Origin of the sequence: Clostridium sp. KNHs205, assembly GCF_000702945.1 — a bacterium.
GTDB lineage: Bacteria > Bacillota > Clostridia > Lachnospirales > Lachnospiraceae > Anaerocolumna.
This window is the reverse complement of sequence record NZ_JNLE01000005.1, coordinates 354,648-376,028: the sequence shown is the minus strand read 5'-3', so window position 1 is coordinate 376,028 and position 21,381 is coordinate 354,648. Positions and strand designations below refer to the sequence as shown.

At 37.0% G+C, this 21,381-nt stretch carries 16 protein-coding genes and 1 tRNA gene; 13 read left to right on the top strand and 4 right to left on the bottom strand.

Annotated features, from left to right (window positions below):
- The first annotated feature begins 117 nt into the window (after nucleotides 1–117).
- Together BR73_RS0121305 and BR73_RS0121300 are read left to right on the top strand one after the other, a co-directional pair.
- Nucleotides 118–2,121: a diguanylate cyclase gene (locus BR73_RS0121305; protein ID WP_033167912.1), complete on the top strand. Its 2,004-nt coding sequence runs from the start codon at nucleotides 118–120 to the stop codon at nucleotides 2,119–2,121.
- Nucleotides 2,122–2,151: 30 nt separating this feature from the next.
- Complete coding sequence (locus BR73_RS0121300) at nucleotides 2,152–3,102, top strand: L-lactate dehydrogenase (RefSeq protein ID WP_033167911.1); 951 nt, start codon at nucleotides 2,152–2,154, stop codon at nucleotides 3,100–3,102.
- A gap of 616 nt (nucleotides 3,103–3,718) precedes the next feature.
- On the opposite strand, the gene rsgA is transcribed toward BR73_RS0121300, so the two are convergent.
- The 3 genes from rsgA to BR73_RS0121285 all read right to left on the bottom strand — a co-directional run bounded on the left by rsgA (nucleotide 3,719) and on the right by BR73_RS0121285 (nucleotide 9,002).
- Nucleotides 3,719–4,783: a ribosome small subunit-dependent GTPase A gene (gene rsgA, locus BR73_RS0121295; RefSeq protein WP_033167910.1), complete on the bottom strand. Its 1,065-nt coding sequence runs from the start codon at nucleotides 4,781–4,783 to the stop codon at nucleotides 3,719–3,721.
- Between the two features lie 662 nt (nucleotides 4,784–5,445).
- Nucleotides 5,446–7,245: an ABC transporter ATP-binding protein gene (locus BR73_RS0121290; RefSeq protein WP_033167909.1), complete on the bottom strand. Its 1,800-nt coding sequence runs from the start codon at nucleotides 7,243–7,245 to the stop codon at nucleotides 5,446–5,448.
- Entirely contained in the window at nucleotides 7,245–9,002 is a 1,758-nt protein-coding gene (locus BR73_RS0121285; protein ID WP_033167908.1) for an ABC transporter ATP-binding protein, read from the bottom strand. The genes BR73_RS0121290 and BR73_RS0121285 overlap by 1 nt, the downstream gene beginning before the upstream one ends.
- A 473-nt stretch (nucleotides 9,003–9,475) precedes the next feature.
- Between BR73_RS0121285 and BR73_RS0121280 the strand changes: the two genes are divergently transcribed.
- From BR73_RS0121280 to BR73_RS0121255, 6 genes are all read left to right on the top strand, one after another.
- Nucleotides 9,476–10,366 (top strand): AraC family transcriptional regulator, encoded by an 891-nt coding sequence (locus BR73_RS0121280; RefSeq protein WP_033167907.1) that lies wholly within the window; start codon nucleotides 9,476–9,478, stop codon nucleotides 10,364–10,366.
- 17 nt (nucleotides 10,367–10,383) lie between these two features.
- Entirely contained in the window at nucleotides 10,384–11,148 is a 765-nt protein-coding gene (locus BR73_RS0121275; RefSeq protein ID WP_051685468.1) for a nitroreductase family protein, read from the top strand.
- Nucleotides 11,149–11,281: 133 nt separating this feature from the next.
- Nucleotides 11,282–11,353: transfer RNA gene (locus tag BR73_RS0121270), tRNA-Gly, on the top strand.
- Nucleotides 11,354–11,805: 452 nt separating this feature from the next.
- A complete protein-coding gene (locus tag BR73_RS27770) occupies nucleotides 11,806–13,236 on the top strand; it encodes an AraC family transcriptional regulator (RefSeq protein ID WP_051685467.1) in 1,431 nt (476 codons plus the stop codon).
- A 169-nt stretch (nucleotides 13,237–13,405) separates the two neighbouring features.
- On the top strand, nucleotides 13,406–14,197 hold the full coding sequence (locus tag BR73_RS0121260; protein ID WP_033167906.1) for a hypothetical protein: 792 nt from the start codon (nucleotides 13,406–13,408) through the stop codon (nucleotides 14,195–14,197).
- A 65-nt stretch (nucleotides 14,198–14,262) separates the two neighbouring features.
- Entirely contained in the window at nucleotides 14,263–15,093 is an 831-nt protein-coding gene (locus BR73_RS0121255) for a GNAT family N-acetyltransferase (protein ID WP_033167905.1), read from the top strand.
- Nucleotides 15,094–15,386: 293 nt separating this feature from the next.
- Here the strand turns inward: BR73_RS0121255 and BR73_RS0121250 are convergent, their stop codons facing one another.
- Nucleotides 15,387–16,274, bottom strand: coding sequence for a substrate-binding domain-containing protein (locus BR73_RS0121250; RefSeq protein ID WP_051685466.1), 888 nt, complete (start codon nucleotides 16,272–16,274; stop codon nucleotides 15,387–15,389).
- Between the two features lie 544 nt (nucleotides 16,275–16,818).
- Between BR73_RS0121250 and BR73_RS0121245 the strand changes: the two genes are divergently transcribed.
- The 5 genes from BR73_RS0121245 (at nucleotide 16,819) to BR73_RS29690 (ending at nucleotide 21,283) form a co-directional block, all read left to right on the top strand.
- Nucleotides 16,819–18,582, top strand: coding sequence for a 5'-nucleotidase C-terminal domain-containing protein (locus BR73_RS0121245; RefSeq protein WP_051685465.1), 1,764 nt, complete (start codon nucleotides 16,819–16,821; stop codon nucleotides 18,580–18,582).
- A 423-nt stretch (nucleotides 18,583–19,005) separates the two neighbouring features.
- Nucleotides 19,006–20,274 carry a pitrilysin family protein gene (locus BR73_RS0121240; protein ID WP_033167903.1) on the top strand — a complete coding sequence of 423 codons (1,269 nt, stop codon included), beginning with the start codon at nucleotides 19,006–19,008 and terminating at the stop codon, nucleotides 20,272–20,274.
- Nucleotides 20,275–20,290: 16 nt separating this feature from the next.
- A complete protein-coding gene (locus tag BR73_RS0121235; protein WP_033167902.1) occupies nucleotides 20,291–20,893 on the top strand; it encodes a hypothetical protein in 603 nt (200 codons plus the stop codon).
- The gene (locus BR73_RS28875; protein WP_156034875.1) at nucleotides 20,890–21,048 is read left to right on the top strand and encodes a hypothetical protein; all 159 of its coding nucleotides are present in this window, start codon (nucleotides 20,890–20,892) and stop codon (nucleotides 21,046–21,048) included. Before BR73_RS0121235 ends, BR73_RS28875 begins: the two co-directional genes overlap by 4 nt.
- Nucleotides 21,049–21,154: 106 nt before the next feature.
- Nucleotides 21,155–21,283, top strand: a complete 129-nt coding sequence (locus tag BR73_RS29690; protein WP_278248545.1) for a hypothetical protein — start codon at nucleotides 21,155–21,157, stop codon at nucleotides 21,281–21,283.
- The last annotated feature ends 98 nt before the right edge of the window (nucleotides 21,284–21,381 follow it).

The following is a 21,381-nucleotide window of genomic DNA, read 5'->3' as shown; positions in this document are numbered from 1 at the left end:
AAAAATAATAGGTCAGGATAGCTCGATTTTCAGCTGTTACGAATTGATTACCATTATTAATTCTGTTATAGTAATCTTAAGATTTTCGTAAAAATTCAGAGCCGAGGACGGATTAAAATGGAATATGTATTGTCGTTTCTATCAATGATTGCTGGGGTTATTTATCTGTCTGTGGGGATATCCACCTATACGCTTAATAAAAATTCAGGGTTAGGAAAAGCTTTTCAGCTGCTTACAGCCGCCCTGGCAATTTGGGCATTTGCTTATTCCATTGCCTATGTAGTAACGGATAACCTTTATGTTTTTAGTTTCTGGAACAAGCTATCGGCTTTGGGATGGTGTTTCTTTCCGGCTCTGTTGCTCTTTATGATTTTGGTAATTACAGATGACAGGCTCATATACAGCCCGATTAAATGTATCCTGTTATTTTCTCCGGCTTTTTTCTACTGTGTTCTCACTGTATTTGTGTTTCCTCTTGGAGGGAGCTGGCCAAGGGGCCTTTATCATTTCTTTAACCTGAGCAATCCGGTTTATAATTACCTCTATACTTTAATCGGCATGCTCCGGCTTCTGGTATGGAAGCATAAAACGCCTCATATTATTGTAAAGAAACAGGTATATGTAATCGTAACAACAGGGGTGATTACCTATATTCTGGCTCTGATTGGTGAATTCGTAATACCACGGTATGTAGAGGGTTTTTTGAATAGTACGCAGATATTCAGTGTTATTATGATACTGGGCATAAACCATGCAATCAGAAAGTATAATTTTCTTCTGACGCCTAACGAATTAATCATTAAGGAATTATTTAAGGAAACCATGGATTACGAATTCCTCATTGACTTAGAGGGGAAAATTATACAGATAAACCGGCAGGCACAGCTGGTACTGGGATATGAGACAGAAGACCTTGTCAGCAGCAAATTTGAAAAGCTCTTAGGCGATGAGCAGAAGCAATTCAGAACCTGGGTAAAGGGGAGCTCACCTCATAGAAAGAAACACTACAATATAAGCATTAAGACGAAACAGGGTGAAACTATACCAGTTAACATGACCATAGTTCCCATTAAAGGAACCGACAACGGACTGGAGCTTGGATATCTGATTATTGCTCAGGACATTCGGGCAATGGAAGAACTGAAGCTGGAAATGAAGCGCCATAAGGAAACGGTAGCGAGGCTTAAGGAAAGCGAAGAAATGTTCAGTAAATTAATGGATTCCATACCTGATCTGGTATTGGTTACCGATATGAAAGGCAGGTTAAGCTATTGCAGTAAAAGTATAAAGAACTTTCTGGGGTACGATATATCAGAGGAAGAACTTCCAGAGTATATATTTGCCTTTTTAGAAAAGGGCAGTGAAAGGCAATGGAATAAGTCCAATAAAAGCTACTTAAACAATGAAATTAATCAAATGCAGCTAAGATATCATAAAAAGGATGGTGAACTCAGGTATGCAGAAGTAAAAGCCTCTGCCCTCAGAGATGAAGCAAAGGAAGCTTTTGGTTTCGTATTTGTAGCTAGAGATATCACTGACCGCAAAAAAGAAGAGGAGCTCTTAGCAAGAAAAAAAGCAGAAATAGAAAGAATCAATGAAGAACTGGTAATCAGCAATGAGTTATTTAAGGAAAAAGCAGTGAAAGACAGCCTCACCAGCCTGCATAACCATGAGTACATACTGGAAATACTGGACAGAGAAATAGTACGGCAGCAGCAAGAACCTACAGGTCTGGCAGTTATGATGTTAGACATCGATCATTTTAAAAGTGTAAATGATACCTATGGGCATCAGCTGGGGGATCAGGTGCTGATTAGAATTTCAGAGATTATCCAGAGCTGTTTAAGAAGCAGTGACTTTGCCGGCCGTTATGGCGGTGAAGAATTTATGATTATACTTAGTGGTATAAAAGGTGCCAGCAGTGCTGTAGAAGTGGCTGAGAGAATAAAAGAATGTATAAGCAATTATGTATTTGAAAATAAGGAACTTCGTGTTACAATAAGCATTGGTCTTGCCTGCTATCAGGGAGAAAGTATCAAAGAACTGGTAGGTATTGCAGACAAACTGCTATATCAGGCCAAGAGAAATGGCCGTAACAGAATCGAATGTCTTAAAGAATAGCAGTCAGGCAGGATAAGAAAGGAGTTTTAAATGACAATTAACAGAAGCAAGGTAGTAATCGTTGGAGCAGGAATGGTTGGCTCATCCACAGCTTTCAGTCTTATAACACAGGGAGTATGTGATGAGGTAATGATTATAGATATTAATAAGGATAAAGCCAGAGGAGAGGTAATGGACCTGTGCCACTGCGTAGAATATTTAAACCGTAATGTCAAAGTTACCCAAGGAACCTATGAGGACTGTGGAGATGCAGATATTGTTGTTATCACAGCCGGAGCACCTCCAAAAGCCGGACAGACAAGACTGGATACACTGGAGCTGTCAGCAAAAATTGCCAAGTCCATTGTTACGCCTATTATGGAAGCTGGCTTTAAGGGACATTTTATTGTTGTGTCCAATCCGGTAGATATTATCGCACATTATGTATATAAAATCTCCGGACTTCCTAAGAATCAGGTTATTGGAACCGGTACAGCCATGGATTCCGCGAGATTAAAGCATTTTATCGGAGAGCTTTTTAATGTGGATCCAAGAAGCGTACAGGGTTATACTATGGGTGAGCACGGAGACAGCCAGATGTGCCCCTGGTCCCATGTAACAGTAGGCGGTAAGAGGATTAATGATATTCTTTCCGATAATAAGGAATATGATGAAATCAATCTGGATGAGATTGTATATAAAGTAACCCGGGTAGGCTTTGATATCCTTAATATCAAAGGTACCACCTGCTATGGTATTGCAACTACAGCGGCAGGAATAATAAAGGCAGTCTTAAATGATGAAAATAAGATTATTCCGGTATCCACCCTGTTAGAAGGTGAATTTGGAGAACATGACGTATTCTGCGGCGTTCCCTCTATTCTTAACCGCAGTGGTGTCAGTGATGTAGTGGAAGTACATCTGACAGAAGAAGAACTTGAGAAGTTCAAGAAATCTGTAGGTGTCATCAGAGAATACACCAGTAAGATATTATCACTGTAATTAAATAATTCGGATTATAGATTAAGATAAGGTCAAGATAAGGTCAAGATAAGGTCAAGATAAGGTCAAGATAAGGTCAAGATAAGGTCAAGATAAGGGCAAGATAAGGTCAAGATAAGGGCAAGATAAGGTCAAGATAAGGTCAAGATAAGGTCAAGATAAGGGCAAGAAAAAGGCCAAGATAAGGTCAAGAAAAAGCCAAGAAAAAGCCAAAGAAAAACCTCGAGAAAAGCCCCAAGATAAAGCCTCAAGAAAAGTCCCAAAAAAGACTCAAGATAAACCCGGAAAAACCCAAGAAAAGTCTCAAAAAAAAGAACCGATTTCAGATGGATGAATTATTACTCTCCTTAAGGCAGGAAGTTAAAAATTGCTTACCTTATGGAGGAATATTCATAAATTTCAGATCGGCTCTTTTTTGTTATTGCGGATATTGATTCATTGTCTTATTTCTATCTACGCTCTATTCATTTGCATGAAATAGTAAGAATGAAAGTGCGCTTGAAAGTATTATAGTTCCCTATCTAAGAAGATTTGTCACTATTTCCTAAAGAAAAATTTCTCAGGTAGTTAAATTTCCGGCTTAATGAAAAATTGAATTAGACACTTAAATCAATAATTATCTGCTGTTTCTTTTCTTAGAGTTGCTTAAATTATTTTGAAGTCTTTTCTCAAACATTGCAGCTTTTTTTGCAGTATATCTTGCTTCCTTTTCAAGTTTTAAATAGGATTGAAATCTGGATTTCGTAAGAGTTCCCTCTGCTAAGGCTTTCTTGACAGCACAGCCGGGCTCTGTTTTGTGACTGCAGTCATGGAAACGGCAGCTTGCTATCAGCTCCTCAATGTCGGAGAATACTTCGCTTACGCCTTCGTCTGCTGACCAGATACCGAGTTCTCGCATACCGGGGGTATCAATAATCAAAGCACCACTTTCAAGGGCAAATAACTGGCGGTATGTGGTGGTGTGATGACCTTTGCTGTCGTCCTCGCGGATGATATTAACCTTCATAAGTTCTTCCCCGGCCAGACTGTTAACCAGAGAGGATTTTCCGATACCGGAGGAGCCCATGAATACAAGGGTCTTACCGGGTTTTAGATACTGGTTCAGTTCCTCCAGCCCTTGACCTGTATGGCTGCTTATAGCATGGACACCAATACCCGGCGCAATAGCCTCTGTCTGGACAAGTTTCTCCTCATAATCTTCACAAAGGTCTGCTTTGGTTAGTATTACAACGGGTATGCCGCCGCTATACCAGGCCGCAGCCAGATACCTTTCCAGCCTTCGTAAGTTAAAGTCATGGTTTAGGGAGGCCATGACAAACACATAGTCGAAATTAGTGGCAACCATCTGAGCGCTGGCACCGGATATTTTAGAGGGTAGGGAGGGGTTGGCTCTGGAGAAACTGGAGCGTCTGTCAAGGACGCGGTATATGATATCCTCGCCCTGGTTGTTTGCCTTAATAAGCACGAAATCTCCCACAGCCGGATATGTCTTTAGCTCGATGTCCTGATAAAATACAGAGCCTTTTAATTTGCCATTGTTTTCACCACATTCAGATATCAGCTTATAGGTTTCCTTCTGAATGGATATTATTCTTGCAGGGATAAGACCCAGCTCTTTTTCTTTTTCGGTTATCTGTTTGCTAAAGTAATCGGTATAACCGTAAATTTCTAATGAAATCATCTAAGATCCTCCTGAATAAATAAAATAGATTGTTAATCGTTAGGCTGAAAAATTAAAAGACTGTTTTCAGCTACGAATTCTGGAATATCAATTTGAAAAAAATACTCCAAGAATGAGGCTATAAAAGAATAAAAGCGAACTTAGATGGTGTAGTATCAGGTGATTTAAGGCATAAAAAAAGCACGCCGTTTGCGTGCAGGATTTTATTTGAACATTTCACAAAAGGGTAGAAATGCAGAGAGGTTCCTTTAATTCTTTTCTCTGCCCATATTCAATTCCATTTCTAAACACCATATAAGTCAGATTCATGATAGAACGTCTCCTTTCTTAGTGAAACTAATTGTGATGTGATATGCTAAGGTTTCATTTAACGAATTTATTTTACTACAGGAAAAATAATAATCCTAGGAATAAAATGAGTATAATGATTTTTGCCTAAAGTAAAGCGGCCAATCTTACTTCGCACCAGCTTTAAAATACAGTAGCTTAAGATATATTAGCTTAAGATACATTAGCTTAAGATACATTAGCTTTAAAATGCATTAGTTAAAAATACATTAGCTTCAATGCCAATAGCTTCGTAATAAATATATCTTAAAAGTGGGAAGTAAGACCGGCAGCTTACAAATCAAAATATTTAGCAGGTTTTATATTGCCTCTATTTATATATCTGCAGCTTTATTCAAGAAATCATACTGGGAAACGAAAAGCTTGTGGTAGTAGCCGTCATTTTCCATCAGTTTATCATGGTTACCCATTTCAAGGATCTTACCTTTATCTACATAGAGAATACAGTCGGAATTCTTTATGGTGGAAAGACGGTGTGCAATGATAAAGGAGGTACGACCCTTTAAGAGTTTTGCAAGGCCTTCCTGCAAAAGAATCTCAGTTTCTGTGTCAATACTTGAAGTAGCTTCATCCAGAATCAGAATCTTAGGATCTGCCAAGAGTGCTCTTGCAAAGGATATAAGCTGACGCTGGCCGGCAGAAAGGCGGCTGCCGCGTTCATTTACTTCTGTTTCATAGCCTTTCTCCAGACCCATGATAAAGTCATGAGCACATACTGTCTTAGCTGCCTCCATAACCTGTTCATTGGTAGCTTCCATATTACCATAACGGATATTATCCATAATGGTTCCTGAGAAAATGAAGCTGTCCTGAAGCATGACACCCATCTGTTTTCTTAAGGATTTAATGGTAACATCATTAATATCCACACCATCTATCAGAATACTTCCGGAATCCAGGTTATAGAATCGGCTGATAAGATTAATGATGGTAGTCTTACCTGCACCGGTAGGGCCTACTATGGCAAAGGATTCACCCTGCTTGGCAGTAAAATTGATTCCGTTTAAGATCGGAATACCTTCCTCGTAACTGAAAACAACATCTTTAAAATCCACGGTTCCTTTGATGGGAGGCATTTCCACGGCACCTTCTTTGTCCTTTACCAGTACCGGCTCGTCAATGGTTTCAAAGATTCTCTCCAGATAGGAGATAGCAGTAAGGAGAGAATTATAAAAGCTTGCCAGTGTGTTAACAGGTGCCCAGAAGCGTCCGATATATCCGGTAAAGGCAATCAGAACACCGACGGTTACACCGCTTACATCTCCTGTAATCCAGCTTACACCAAGGATATAAACAGCAGCCATGGTAAGGGTTGAGATATTATCAATGGCGGGCCATAAGAGAAAGTTGTATTTAACTGCTTTCATCCAGGCATCGCTGTATTTACCGCTCAAGCTATTGAAGATCTTAATGTTTTCCTCTTCTCTGACAAAGCTCTGGGTAACACGGATACCGTTAATACTCTCTGCAATATAAGCATTTAAGTTAGAGGACTTGTTACTGGAAATCTGCCAGGCAATACGCTGTTTCTTCTTTATAAAGAAGATTACTGCCATTAGTACGGGAAGACCCAGTAAACATACAATTGTCAGCCTGATATTAATGGACAGCATAAATATTACGATGAAGATCAAACTGAACAAATCGGTAATGGTATTTATGATACCGTTTGAAAGCAGATCACTTAAGCTGTTAACGTAATTTACGACCCTAACCTGAATCTTGCCGTGAGGACGGTCATCATAATAGGAGAAGGGCAGTTCCTGTAGGTGGTTAAAAATATCACTTCTGATTTTATGGATGATGTTCTGACCAAGTTTTGTAGTAATCTGAATCTTTAATCGGAGAATTACCACCACTATAAGGTTTAGCAGCATCAAAACGATACTGATCATAATAACTCCCCTGATATTCTCATTGGGGATATAATCATCCATGATCATCATCAGGATTCTTGGTGTGAACATACCAAGGGCACTGGATATAACCATTAAAAGGATTGTGAAATACATTTCCTTACGATGGGGCTTAATATAGGAATAAAGTCGTTTTAATTGTTCAAAGCTGAATTCGCTCTGGAGGGTTTCGTCAATATCGTATTTATTACGGGCCATTAATTGTACACCTCCTTATAGTTTCCGCCTGCAAACTGGTCGAACTCACCGTATTGGTGGTTGAATACTGTATAATAATAGCCCTTCTTATCGATGAGAGAATCATGATTGCCGGATTCTATTATCTTACCGTTATCCAATACCAGAATGAGGTCGGCATCTTTAATGGAGGAAATACGGTGGGCAATGATAAATACTGTTTTATCGGACAGGGAACCTAACTGCTGCTGAATCTGTGTTTCAGTTTCCATATCCACGGCGGAGGTAGTATCATCAAGAATAACGATGGAAGGGTTCTTAAGCAGGGCTCTTGCTAAGGAAATACGCTGTTTCTGTCCGCCGGAGAGACCCATACCTCTTTCACCGACAATGGTGTCATAGCCGTCAGCCATATTCATAATAAAGTCATGAGCATTGGCAACCTTGGCTGCTTCTTTCACTTCCTCCAGGGTACAGTTGGGATTACCGTAGGCAATATTGCCTTCAATGGTATCAGAGAACAGGAATACATCCTGCATTGCCATACCGATATTGCTGCGAAGCTGGTATAAGTCCATGTCCTTAAGATTAATACCATCAACAGTAATTTCCCCATCGGTAACATCATAGAAACGGCATAAAAGGTTCATAAGGGTGGATTTACCTGCACCGGTAGCACCGATAATACCTACGGTCTGACCGGGTTTTACTTTAAAATTAATATCCGTTAAGATAACATCATCTTCTGCTTTGTAATGGACATTTTTGAATTCCAGAATGCCTTCGAAGCGTTTGGATTTCTGTCCTTTGCAGGGGGTCTTAATGCCTGGTTCCTCTTTAATCGTGGAGTAGATCTTCTCTGCGGAAGTGACAAAACGCTGGTAATCGTTAGCCAGCCAGCCTGCCATTCTCAAAGGGTTATTAAGCATCCAGAGGTATCCGCTGACAGTTACCATCTTTCCTAAGGAAATATAACCTTTGATAACCATGATACCGCCCACCAGGTAAAGAATTACCGTCAGAAAGTTGGCAAGGAATTCGAAAATAGGCACATACTTTTTCCAGATACCAGCAGCTGCAAGCTCTGCATCACGGTAGCCATCATTCTCCTTGTTAAATTTCTGTATTTCGTAATCTTCTTTGGCAAAGGCCTTAACTACACGGTTACCGCTGACATTTTCCTGCACAAAGGTGTTAAGGCTTGAAAAGCGCTGTCTGATGTTATGAAAGGCAGCCTTAACAGAAGTCAGCTGTTTGCGGGTTAATAATACTGTGATGGGAACAACAGCAATCATACACAGGGCAAGCCTGTAATCAACTGTAAAAATCATCACCAGAGCTATGATAAACAACAGCGAATTCTCATAAACAGAATAAATTACATAGGCAACGAAGTGCCTGATAGCATCCATATCACCGGTTTGTCTTGACATCAGATCACCGGTCCTGTTCTTATTATAAAAGGTAAAGTCTTCTTCCAGGAATCTGCGGTATACATAATCACGCATATTGTAAAGCATGTTCTGCGAAGTAGTCTCAAATATCACAAGAAATCGATATTTTACAAGAGATCTTACTACAGTAGTACCGATGAGAAGCAGTACCAGTTCAGGAAGTATTCCTGTGTTCCCGCCTTTGATAACGTCATCCACGATGATACCGGATATGTAAGGATTGACGATGGTCAAAAGACAGGATACGGTAACTAATAACAATGCTGTCATCAGTCGAAAGCGGTGTTTTTTCAAAAATGAAAAAACCCATTGCATTGCTGTCATAATATTTAGCCTCCACTCTTATGCCGGCCTGTATTTTATGATATGGCGCAGCATCTGTATTTTAAGATTCTGTTCTATTATAGTATCAGACCACAAAAATAAAATGTACTTTGTTATGAAAAGCATGTCAATTGTTATATAAGGTCAATTATATCGACAAAAATTGCAAAACCATAAAAATATGAAAAAAGGTTTTTCAAATCCAAAAAAGATGATATAATGAAAGAGATGCAACCAAATGAATTTACGAAACGTTAAGTAGCTTTATTACAATAGAGGCTAGAGCGTGTTTGAAACTCGTTGCACCGTTCTGAGTGCCTCACTTGAATTTATGACTTGCTGCAATATAGAAAATGCAATCCCCCATTGCATTTCATATTGCTACTGAAAGAACAAAGTGGAAGCACAGTCCGGCTCAAGAAGTCTTCAGACGCACCCTGGGGGAGAGTATAAATCAGAGAAGGAGGAATTCTATGTGCCAGCACCAGTTTGATATAACCTACTACGACTTAAACCCGACGATATTATTTGTCAGTAAGCAGAAGATGGTTAAGGAAAGCAGTTACCATGAGCATGATTTTACCGAACTGACATATATATTATCAGGAAAAGGCAAATATCTGGTGGAAGGAACAGTATATGATGTAGAAGCAGGGGATGTTATTATGTGTAACCCAGGTGTAAAGCATCAGAACATCCTAGTAAATCCAAAGGAACCAACAGTAGAATTCTTTGCCGGTTTCACAGGCTTTCAGTTTAAGAATATGCCGCCCAATTCTCTGATATTTAAAGACGGAGGGCATATACTTCATACATCATCGGAGACAAAGCAGGATATATCCAAACACTGCTATGAGATGATTTCTGAAAACGAAAGCTGTAAGGCAGGTAAGTATTTTATGCTGAAAGCCCATATGATTCAGATTATGCTTCATATAATCAGGGATATTACAGAAGCCGCTACCAGCCAGAAGGGCTTAAATTTTGAGTCCTACAACAAAAGTTATGCAGTTAAGAAGATCATTAACTACCTGAATGAAAATTACGAGACCAAAATATCTCTTGATCAGATTGCCCATAATATGTACTTAAGCCCTGTATATATCTCCAAGATATTTAAGGAAGAAACAGGGGAATCACCAATTAACTATCTGATTAAGATAAGGCTTGAAAAGGCAAGAGATATCCTTCTGTCTTCGGAAGGCGAGAGCATTAAGAGCATTGCCAACCGGGTTGGATATGAGGATGTCTATCATTTCAGCAAACTGTTTAAGAAATACTATGGAATATCTCCGCTGTACTATAAAAGATACGCCATGGAGAAATTAAGAGGCGAATCAGAGGAGATGAGCTGCCCTAATTAGGGTATAAGGAGTCTGCTATGAATCTTTACGAAGCAATTTTTGCCAGGAAATCTGTCCGTAAATACAGTATGGATAAAATAGATCAGAAGGTACTTGACCATATTGCTAACTTTGCAGAAAGTATACCTATGCTGTCTGAGGATATAAAAGTAAAATATAAGATAGTGGAGCTGGCTGGACTAAAGCGCCTGCAGCCAGGGATTCTTACGGTTAAGGCTCCTCATTATCTTGTGTTGTATTCCACAACGGAATCGGATTATCAATTAAATGCCGGTTATGTAATGGAGCAGATAGCTCTTTATATTACAGCAAGAGGACTTGGCTGCTGTTATATCGCTAATCTGAATCTAAAGAGTGAGACGGTGGCGGAGGGTTATGAGCAGGTTATAACCCTTGCTTTTGGAGAAGCGGAGAATGAGGTATACAGGCAGAATGAGAAGGCAAGGAGATTAGCGATTAAGGACATTGCCGTATTTAAGGAAGAAGTGGATAAGAATGTCCGTACGATGATATCCGCTGCCAGACTGTCACCCTCCGTATTAAACAGTCAGCCCTGGAGAATGGTTGTATATAATAACCGTATACATCTGTTTTCTACCAGAAACATACTGATGAAAAATGTTATGAAGGAAACCAGACTTATTGATATGGGAATCTGTCTTTCACATCTTCTCATAGCAGCAGAAGAGATGTGGCTGGATGCCAGACCGGTATATATGAACAATATCAGCAGCCAGAATCTAAAGAAGAATGATTACATCATTAGTGTTAAAATGTCTTAATTTCATATAATAAATATATTAAATAAAAAATTTATTAAATTAGTATTGACATTATATTTCCTATATAGTATACTACTGTATGTGCTGAGGCGGTAAAATAAATAACAAAACCCTCACACATACAATAGTAAATGCGCGAGTGGCTCAGTGGTGGAGTATCGCCTTGCCAAGGCGAGGGTCGCGGGTTCGAATCCCGTCTCGCGCTTACGAAATCCCTTGATTTTCAAGGGATTTTTTTGTTGCGCTAATATGCACACCATATGTGCACTGCTATTTTACGTTCTTTTCATCACTCTTTTTCAGAACCTTATTCATTATGTTCAAGTTCTTTTCAAGTAAAAAAGGTATTACATTATTAATACCCTAATGAAAGTATACATTTTTGAGGAAGTGCAGAATATACACTTTGGTATTTGGTGTACGCATATTACTGATATGTTTATTTATTTTATTTAGTATGTTATCATTTTATTTGAAATGTGTATTAATAGGAATTTGTATGGAGTCGAAAGATTTGTTTTTATTAACAAATGCGAACTGAAGATTATTTATATTAGGTAATGCTGTTTATTTTAAATACCGGACAACATTGAGCATTTTAAAACATGACTTTCTCTTCGGGATTATTGTAACATTGACGAAGGAGGTAGATAAACTGTGGACTGGATAACAAGCCTATCGAAAGCGATACATTATATTGAAAATAACCTAACCAATGAAATAAGTATTGACGATGTATCAAAAAAAGTGTTTTCTTCAAATTCAAATTTTCAACGTATTTTTCATTTGGTGACGGGGATGACGATTGGCGATTATATTCGCAACAGACGTTTAAGCTTGGCCGGGCAAGAATTACTGCATGGAAATAGCAAAATCATTGATGTTGCTATGCGCTATCAATACGATACACAAGAGAGTTTTTCAAAGGCTTTCATAAGGTTTCACGGCATATCCCCTTCAAGCGTGCGAAAACAAGGAGGTAGATTAAAACTCTTTCAACCGCTGACTATCAATGTAACTATTCAAGGAGGATTTGACATGTCACGTAAACTGATTGACAACATACCTATTCATCAATTACAGTACCCTGAAAAAGGGCAGAATTATGTTTTTAACGGCTGCATGAAATTTTTAATGGAGTGCCTGGGTGAGGACGAACAGTATGATTATTGGTTCTTCTCCGCTGTTTCGGGCGATTGCTATGTGCAGGTGTACGGCACAGATAAGAACAAATGGCAAGTTTGTTTCTCACACGCAAAGTTTGATTACGAGTTAATAAAACGAGTCTTTGACGCAATCGGCTATAATTTTTCATATATTGATGCCGAAGAGTGGAAGAAAGACAAGGAAAAATGCAAAACTAAAATCATTGAGTATATCGATAAAGGTATCCCTGTCCTCGGCAAAGGCTTTTACCATACGCCGTTTTCAGGCGGCGAACCGTGGCCAACCGAAGAAGTATCTGTAGTTATCGGTTACGAAAATGATGGTGAGTGTTTTTATCGTTTGCCGGAAGAAGCCACAAACCTTATGCCCTTTACATTGGACGATGGCTTGCCTTATGTATTTGTATTTATCGAGGGGAAGAAAGAAGCGTTTCCGGCGATTTCGGAATCATATAAAAAAGCGTTAATGGACGCACCTCGATTGATAAGGACGCTGCCTAACAAAAGCAACGATGTGTTTTTCGGCAATGATGCTTTTGAACAGTGGGCGAATATGCTGGAAAGTGATTTTTATCTAATGTCAAAAAAAGACTTTGAAGCATCAAACAGTATTGCAGGCTGGCGGTATTATTGTGTCTATATCTGTATCATAGCCACAAATATTTTTTCCAAACGATATACAACCGACCGTGCTATACAAATGAATCCAGAATTAGCTAGCATCACACCGCTACTTGATAAGGAATACAGGGCATTGAACGATTTAGAAAACCAGTTAAAAGAAGCAGGTGGCGAATTTAACATAAGCTACGAAGTTTTACAGGATGCTGCGAAACGCAAAGAAATTGCTTGTATTATGAGGCAGTTTTCTAAAGTGTATTTACGGATATGCAACATTATTGAGAATTATAAAGACATTTAAACTGTTGATTGTATTTATGAATTGTATCACACTGCAGTATAAGCATTAAGCGAAGTAAATGTGTGATACGCAATATTTTAAACAATTTCTGTCCTTTTAACCAGTATATTCTGCTTATTATGGATAAATTGAGCTTGTGATGGATTTTGTTTAACAAAGGGAGGTTATAATGAATAGCAAAACATGGTTTCATAAAATTCTAAAAGTAAATTTATCTTTTTTAATTGTAGTATTATTAAGTTCAGTAATAATTTATTGTAAAAAAGTTAGCGCTGAAACAAGCATAGATTACTGGGATAAAAATACAAATAAAATAGTGACTACTACTGAAAGTAAATTTTTGCAAAAGTATGGGTTTAACAATAAAAATACCTTTTATAAAGGTTATGATGATGAAGGCAAATTAGCCGTCGAATTGTATTTTGATGAAAAAACAAAAAAAGGTTGTGGAATTTCATATTATTATAGCAATCCATTCGGATTTGAAATAGATTCCTATGCTACTCAAAAAAAATTTACTTATGATAAGTTTTCACTTATGCCCATTAGGAATGATACAAAATTTAATCCTTATTCTGTAGAAATTGCAAACTATAAGGAAGAAAAAACATATAGATTTATAAATAAAAAGCAAAGGCTTATAAATTACACATCAACAGGTATATATAGTGGTGACGAAATAGAAAAATTAGTAGTAATGGATTTTAGTTATGGTAAAAATGGAAAATTAATTTCTAAACTTATTACTGTAAATTCTTTAATAGCGGGAAGTTATAGGAGTTCGTCAGCTATCTATTATGATAAATCAGAGCGGCCATATTATAGCAACTCATATACAACTCATGGTAGCCTTCTTGATTTTTACATATATAATCGAAATAGTAAAATTCCTAGTTATATACTTACACTTGATGATAATCTTGGGATGATAAATCCTGAATTAACTAAAATAACCAAATAGTAATCAAATAGAATCTACTCACGCTTAATAAAATCTACCGGAATTGAAAAGGAATGATTGACATAATGTCTGAAGAAGAAATATTAAAATTAATAGAAAAAATATCCCCCCATGCAAAGGAATATGTAGCCAATTCCATTCAAAATGTTGAAGTGTTATATTCTTTAAATACAGTAGAAAATAAAGGTGCATTCATAAAAGTTGACAACGAAGATTGTTGTATTTTTTATTCTTATTTCCTTAATGAAGATAGCATAGAAGAGGTTTTAGAATTAATAAAGCTAAAAGCTAATGAATACATTTCTGAAAATATAACAAAAGAGGTATGCTTTAATACTTGGGGGAATAATTCCAAAATAATTGAATTAGTAAGAACTTTAGGTTTTCAATCAGATATGGAAGGATACCACCTTGAATATCAGGATAAAAACTTACCACAATTAACAAACTGCAACTGCAATTTAGTAGAAAGAAATTTTGATAATAGCAGGTTAAAGGAATTTATTGATTTATTTGATACTGCATATTATCAGTTGCATGTGGATAATGATTGGGAGACAAACAGCTATGCTTTAAATGAAAAGCAATTTCAACAAAAACTCGATACTTTGAATAAACATAATCAAATCTATTCGTTTTGGTTAAGTGGCGAATTGGTAGGTGCATATATTTTTCAAGAAAACTATATTACTGATTTGGTTGTAAGACCAAGATACCAAAATCGTGGCTACGGAACTTACATATTAGCACATTGTATTAGAACTATGAGTTCAAACAAATCCATTGATAAGATAAGACTTCGAATAGCGAAATCAAATTCTGGCGCAAAAAAATTATATGAAAGAAATGGTTTTGCTGAGATTGCTTATTTTGCAGAACATACTTACGTGTGCTGATTAAGTTGTACTCCTCCCTCAGCATTATGTTATTGATAAAGGAGATTGTTCTAGGGCATGTAAGTGTATCTGGTTATGGGAATTTGCCTGGGAAGCCCTTTTATAGGACTTCCTATTTTTTGCGCACCATGGGCGCGTTCTAACGGGTGTAAGTCTCGAACATACCAAGGTAGTGGGAAATGTATAGCTTAACAGCAAGAGTGTTCATCGTGAGGTGGAATCTGAAGGAAGCTGTAGACAAACCTCTGGTCCGACGGATAGAAATCGCATAAAAGGCTAGGCGCATATAAACATTAATTTGTATACTTTGTTCGGACGGATACCCCAGTATTAATATAGTGTGGTCCTGTGTCAAACCCCTTTAAAGCGGCTATGGTTTGTGCCATTCCAAGATATCCCATGGTGTATGGATTTTGTACCATAACCGCTTTTAAGCTTCCATTCTCAAGCAATTTCTCAGTTTCAGGTGGAAAATCAAATCCTATTCCAACTATTGGGATGCTACTTTTACTGATTGCATACCCAACACCGATAGTTGTATCCTCATTGGTACCATATATTCCAACTAAATCCGGGTTATTAGCAATATAACTATCTGCTATTATTAATGCACTTTCTGTGTTAGGACCAAATTGAGTATTAAGCAGTTTGAAATTTCTATTAGTAGCTAATACGCTACGAAAACCATTAACTCTTTCTCTGGTATTTGTACTCATTATGGAATCGCTAACTATTCCTATTGTGCCTTGTCTATATCCGGCGGCTGCCAATTCAATAATCATATTTTCACCAGCAGTAACACCAGCAATGTAATCATTAGTTGCTAGTGTTACAATGCCTTCCTCAGTTGAAGGAGTATCTAGATATATAATTTTTACACCTAAGGATTTTGCATATTTTATTGCACTGGATACTCCTACAGGATCGAGAGCAGCTATTAGCATAGCATCTGCACCGTTATTCGCGGCATTAGTTATTATTTCTATTTGTTTATCTACAGATCTTTCCTCAGGAGCATCCCAAATAAAACTGGCACCTACTAAATTAGCCATATCATTGATTCCTTGATTAATGATAAACCAGAAATTACTGATCTTGTCCTTGGATATATAGTAGATATCGTAATCCTCTAAGTTAGATAGTCTTATAAGCATATTTGTATATTTATTTCTTACATACATGATTAACCTCTTTTAATAGTAAAAAATATAGAGTATTTTATTTAATATATTCGTTAATAGCTAATCTATTCCCTATCTATAATTGTATTAGGGGAAAACGATATGTTTCAGGTAAATTTATTATGGAGCTGTATCTTTTCAAACACTTTATAAGGAGCCTGAAATACAAACGTGGTATGAGCATATTTAATTTCTCCACTAATATAAAAACTCTGTCCTTTGAAGCATAACACTTATAAAAAAAACATCAACATACATGGGTTAACTAGATCTCTAAATAGAGATAATTCAAATCAATTATAAGGATACGACCTGATACAATCAGGTTTGCAGACTTCAGCTTTTGGCTGTAATCCTTATTTTTGGCGATTCTTTAGCATCTTTTCCTCCATCCACGGATAAATTGTTATGAGGCTAATAAAGTTTGCAAAAATTTTACTATAATATGGTAGATTGAAAAATTCATATCTTTTAAGATTTTAGTAAAGACAAACTTTATAGTGGTCTGATACCGTAAAATTTATCGTTAATGGAGGGAAAATTATTGAGAAAGAAATTTTTAGGACTAATTTTGGCACTAGCTATTATATTAACAGCATCTAGTCCGGTGGCAGCAAAAGAATCAGCGAAGACGGATTTAACGGGTTATACTGTAGTAATACATACAAACGATACACACGGCAGAGCAGTTCCGGATGAAAATAGCGGATATATGGGATTTACTTCTGTCAGCGCTTTAAAAAAACTGTACGAAGAACGTGGAGCAGAAGTTATTTTAATGGATGCAGGAGATACTTTACATGGACTGCCCATTGCAACACTGGATAAAGGAGAAAGCATCGTTAATATCATGAACCTGGCTGGATATGATGCAATGGTGCCTGGTAATCATGACTTTAATTACGGTTATGACCATTTAAAGTCACTGGAGAAATTAATGAAATATGATTTGATTTCAGCTAATACAGTGGATACAGTTACCGGAAAAAAATTGTTTGATGAAAGCACCATTATTGAAAAAAACGGTATTAAATATGGTATTTTTGGATTATCTACTCCAGAGACGGCTTACAAAACTAATCCTAAGAATGTGGAAGGAATTACATTTGAGAATCCAATAACAGTAGCCGAAGAAGAAGTTACGAAGCTTAAGCAAGAAGGTGCAGAAATAATAATAGCCTTAACACATATTGGTTTAGATACCAGCAGTGAATTTACAACAAAAAAGATTGCGGAGCAGGTAGATGGGATTGACTTAATAGTAGACGGCCACAGTCATACGATGTTATCAGAGGGTCTAAAGGTTCGGGATACTTTAATAGTCAGTACTGGTGAATATATTAAAAACATCGGTGTGGTTTTGATTGATAAGCAGGGAAATATAACACCAACTTTAATTACGCCGGAACAGTTTAAAGGTACAGATGTTGTGGTAGATGAATATACAGCGCAAGTTGTTTCTGAGCAGGATAAAATTCTCTCTGAAAAAGTTGGAGAAACTGCCGTAGATTTAGTCGGAGAAAGAGATTTTGTTAGAACTGGTGAAACGAACCTGGGTGATTTTGTAACGGATGCATTTCGGGATGCAACAGGTGCGGATATTGCCATTACCAATGGTGGGGGAATTCGCGCCTCTATTCAGACCGGTGCCATTACCAGAAAAGACTTGGTAACAGTATTTCCATTTGGCAATTATGTCGTAACAAAAGAAATAACCGGGCAGGCGCTAAAAGATGCATTGGAGGTTGGTGTTGCTTCCTATCCGGAGTCACTGGGAGGATTCCCACAGGTATCAGGTGTAACTTTCCAAATCGATATCTCAAAAGCCGTTGGGAGCCGGGCAGTCAATATTAAGGTAAATGGCAAAAAACTTAATCTAAAGGCAACCTATACCATGGCCACAAATGATTTTATGGCAGCAGGCGGTGATAACTATACAATGTTTAGTAAATTTCCGACGCTAAATGAATATAATGCCATGGAAGAAATTATTATGAACTATATCAAAAAGACAGGCGTTATCACGATTCAAAAGCAAGGAAGAATTACCGTAGCTGATAACACTCAGATAGTAGGAGAAGCAGAAGTAAAAGCATCTGATAAAAAGGAACCTTTAACAAAGGATTCTAAGACTGAGACTAAGAAATACACTACATATATTGTTAAAAAAGGGGATAACTTAAGTAAAATAGCTTATAATTTCTTAGGAAAGGCATCTTCCTGGAATACGATTTATCAATGGAATAAAGATAACATTAAAAATCCTGACTTAATTTATATTGGAGATAAAATAAGAATTTATCAATAAAGTTACCACGATACATAAGTATAAAATATCTACCTTTCCCTTTTGGTTTGTTACATGATATGGGGTTAGGGTTGAATAATGTTAAATCGTAAATAATACTCGCTAATCCAAGGGTAACCAAGGGTTAGCGATTTTTTTTATAAGGTTGTAAGGGCAAAGATAAAATAAAATAAATCAGATATAGTATTAGACATAAATCATTATAACAGTTCCTGTTTATTAAGATGCAGTATATGTGGCGTATATCAGAATATTAAAAATATTTTTATAGAATAAATATTAATAGCTTGTCATATTTATCCAGTGAGACGAATATAATAGTTATATAAGATCAATTTGGTGGTTAAATTATAGATCACGTCAATTGGTATATATGTGACGGTAAGATTATATTTAGTTGACGGAGATATAGGAGAGATTTCAATGTATGATATTCTGAATGTCTATCTTGAAAATGGCCTGCGAATTGTAATACATAGGATACCGAACATAAAGACCATAGCATGTGGTATATGGGTACGGCAGGGCAGTAAATATGAAGATGCAAGTACGAGTGGTCAGTCTCATTTGCTGGAGCATCTAATGATTAATATGGACAATCATGGAAATGCCAGATTTCAAGAACTGATGCGAGAGGTAACTTCAGAGGGGGTTATCTATAATGCAGGCACTACAAAAGAAAATACATCATTTTATTTTACAGGGTTGTCAGATACACTTGAGAAGTGTATCAAAACACTTGCCAGTATAGTAATTGAGAATAAATCATTTCCTGAAGATTTATTAGAGAATGAAAAAAAAGTTGTCGTACAGGAGGCAATATCCTTTTACTCCTCCTTTGGACAGATTAAGGAACGGATTGGGCAGGCTTTGTGGGGGGATATGGATGTTGGCAGGATCATAGTTGGGAATATCGAGAACGTAAAAAATTGTAAAAATGAAAGTTTGGAAAATATTATAAAAATGGCATATACACCGGAAAATTCTACACTAGTGATTGTCGGTGAACTTGAGTATCAGGATGTGCTTAAAATAGTAGAAGAGAACTTTGCAGATTGGAAAGATACTAGTACAAGGGAATATAACGAGATAGTGGAAAGTGAACCGGGAATTTATTTCAATAGTGGAGGAGGTAAAAATACCGTTATTGCTGTAGGTTTTAGGACAGGCGGTTACACGGAAAAAGAAAGGATAAATATTGATGTCATGTCAAAGATTATGGGCGATACAAGTCTGGAGTCCAGACTTGTCAAGGAAATAAGAGTCAAGAAAGGACTAGCCTATAATCTGGGAACTTTTACAAGCTTTTATGAAAACAAGGGAACTTTTTCATTTACCTCAGTATGTGCACAGGAATCAGTAGAAGAAGTTGTAAAATTGGCAATAGACGAATTTCAAAAAGCAAAAGAATCCGGTTTTAACAAAACGGAGCTGGAGAGGGCAAAACGGATACTAAGAACATCAAGGCTTCTTGAATTAGGTAATCTAACATCGCAATTAAAATTCCTGGGAAAATGTGGATCCTTTGGACATCTCTATTCTCTGGAACAGGAATTGCGTAATTTAGAGAAAGTTGAACTGGAAAGTCTTAATCGTACTGCTGCAGAAATAATAAAAAGTGATAATCTTTCTGTCGCAGTAATAGGAAATTGCAACATAGACAAACTGGTACCGATTTTAAATATCAACTGACTGGAGGATGATTGTATTGAATGATATATCTTGTATATATGAGATGTCAATGGTAGATGAAAAAGATAGTCTGAAGGAAGATATCTTAAAAGGAAACGCACTGGATATAATACTGAGTCTGCTCGCCACCAGCAAAACAGCGAGAGAATTATCAAGAGAGCTAGACATACCGGTATTTTCTCTTCAGCTCTATATCAACAGACTGATAAATGCCGGATTGGTTTCTATAAAAAGCATGTCTGTGAATGACGGCAAGATGGAAAAGGTTTATATGTTGGCTTCAAAGGATATAGATATACTAAACTATCTTAAAGATAATAATGTAAATGATAACAATAACAGAGAGAGAGACATTGAGCTGTCTGCGCAGCACTTTTCATCATTGACAAGACAGGTTATTAAAAATATAAACCATTATGGTGATAAGACATACAAAATTAAGGCATATTTTATTAAAACAGATGATGAAACGATGATGGGATTTAAAAAAGATCTGGAAGAATTATTTGCAAAGTACCAGAGTCTTGAGAATGAAGATGCCACGGAGACCTATGGGTTTATCAGTGTTTTGGCACCCTATAGCATGGAACTAAATCAAAATGGGAAGGAGGAAGAATGATGGAAGAAAAGGTTGGAAAGAAGATTATATCAGATGACATCAAGAAAGAGGTAGAAATTGAAATAACAAATACGAATGTAGATGTTGATTCGCCTGAGGAAAGACCGGGAGTTGGCTATGAGATATATGATATCGGCATAGGCACAGACAATTGATGAGTACCTATTTAGAGGATACTGTTAGAGGTTATAACAGCAATTACAATCGGCTTATTGGGAGAAATACCCATTAAAGTAATATTGGTAACAGGAGGTGATAAGTATGGATAAAGATAAGGAAGTAGTAAAAGAAGTAGTAAATGAAGAAACTCTTAATATTGAGCAGGAGGAAGAGGCTGGTCTTAAGGATATCTCCCCTATAGCTGGAGATGGAGTAGCAGCTTGCTGCTAAAAAAGGTTACATAAGTAATAGGGAAGTGAAGTTATTTCTGACTTGCACTTCCCTAATTCAATAATGGGAATGCTTATACTAATCAAACAGATAAAGCT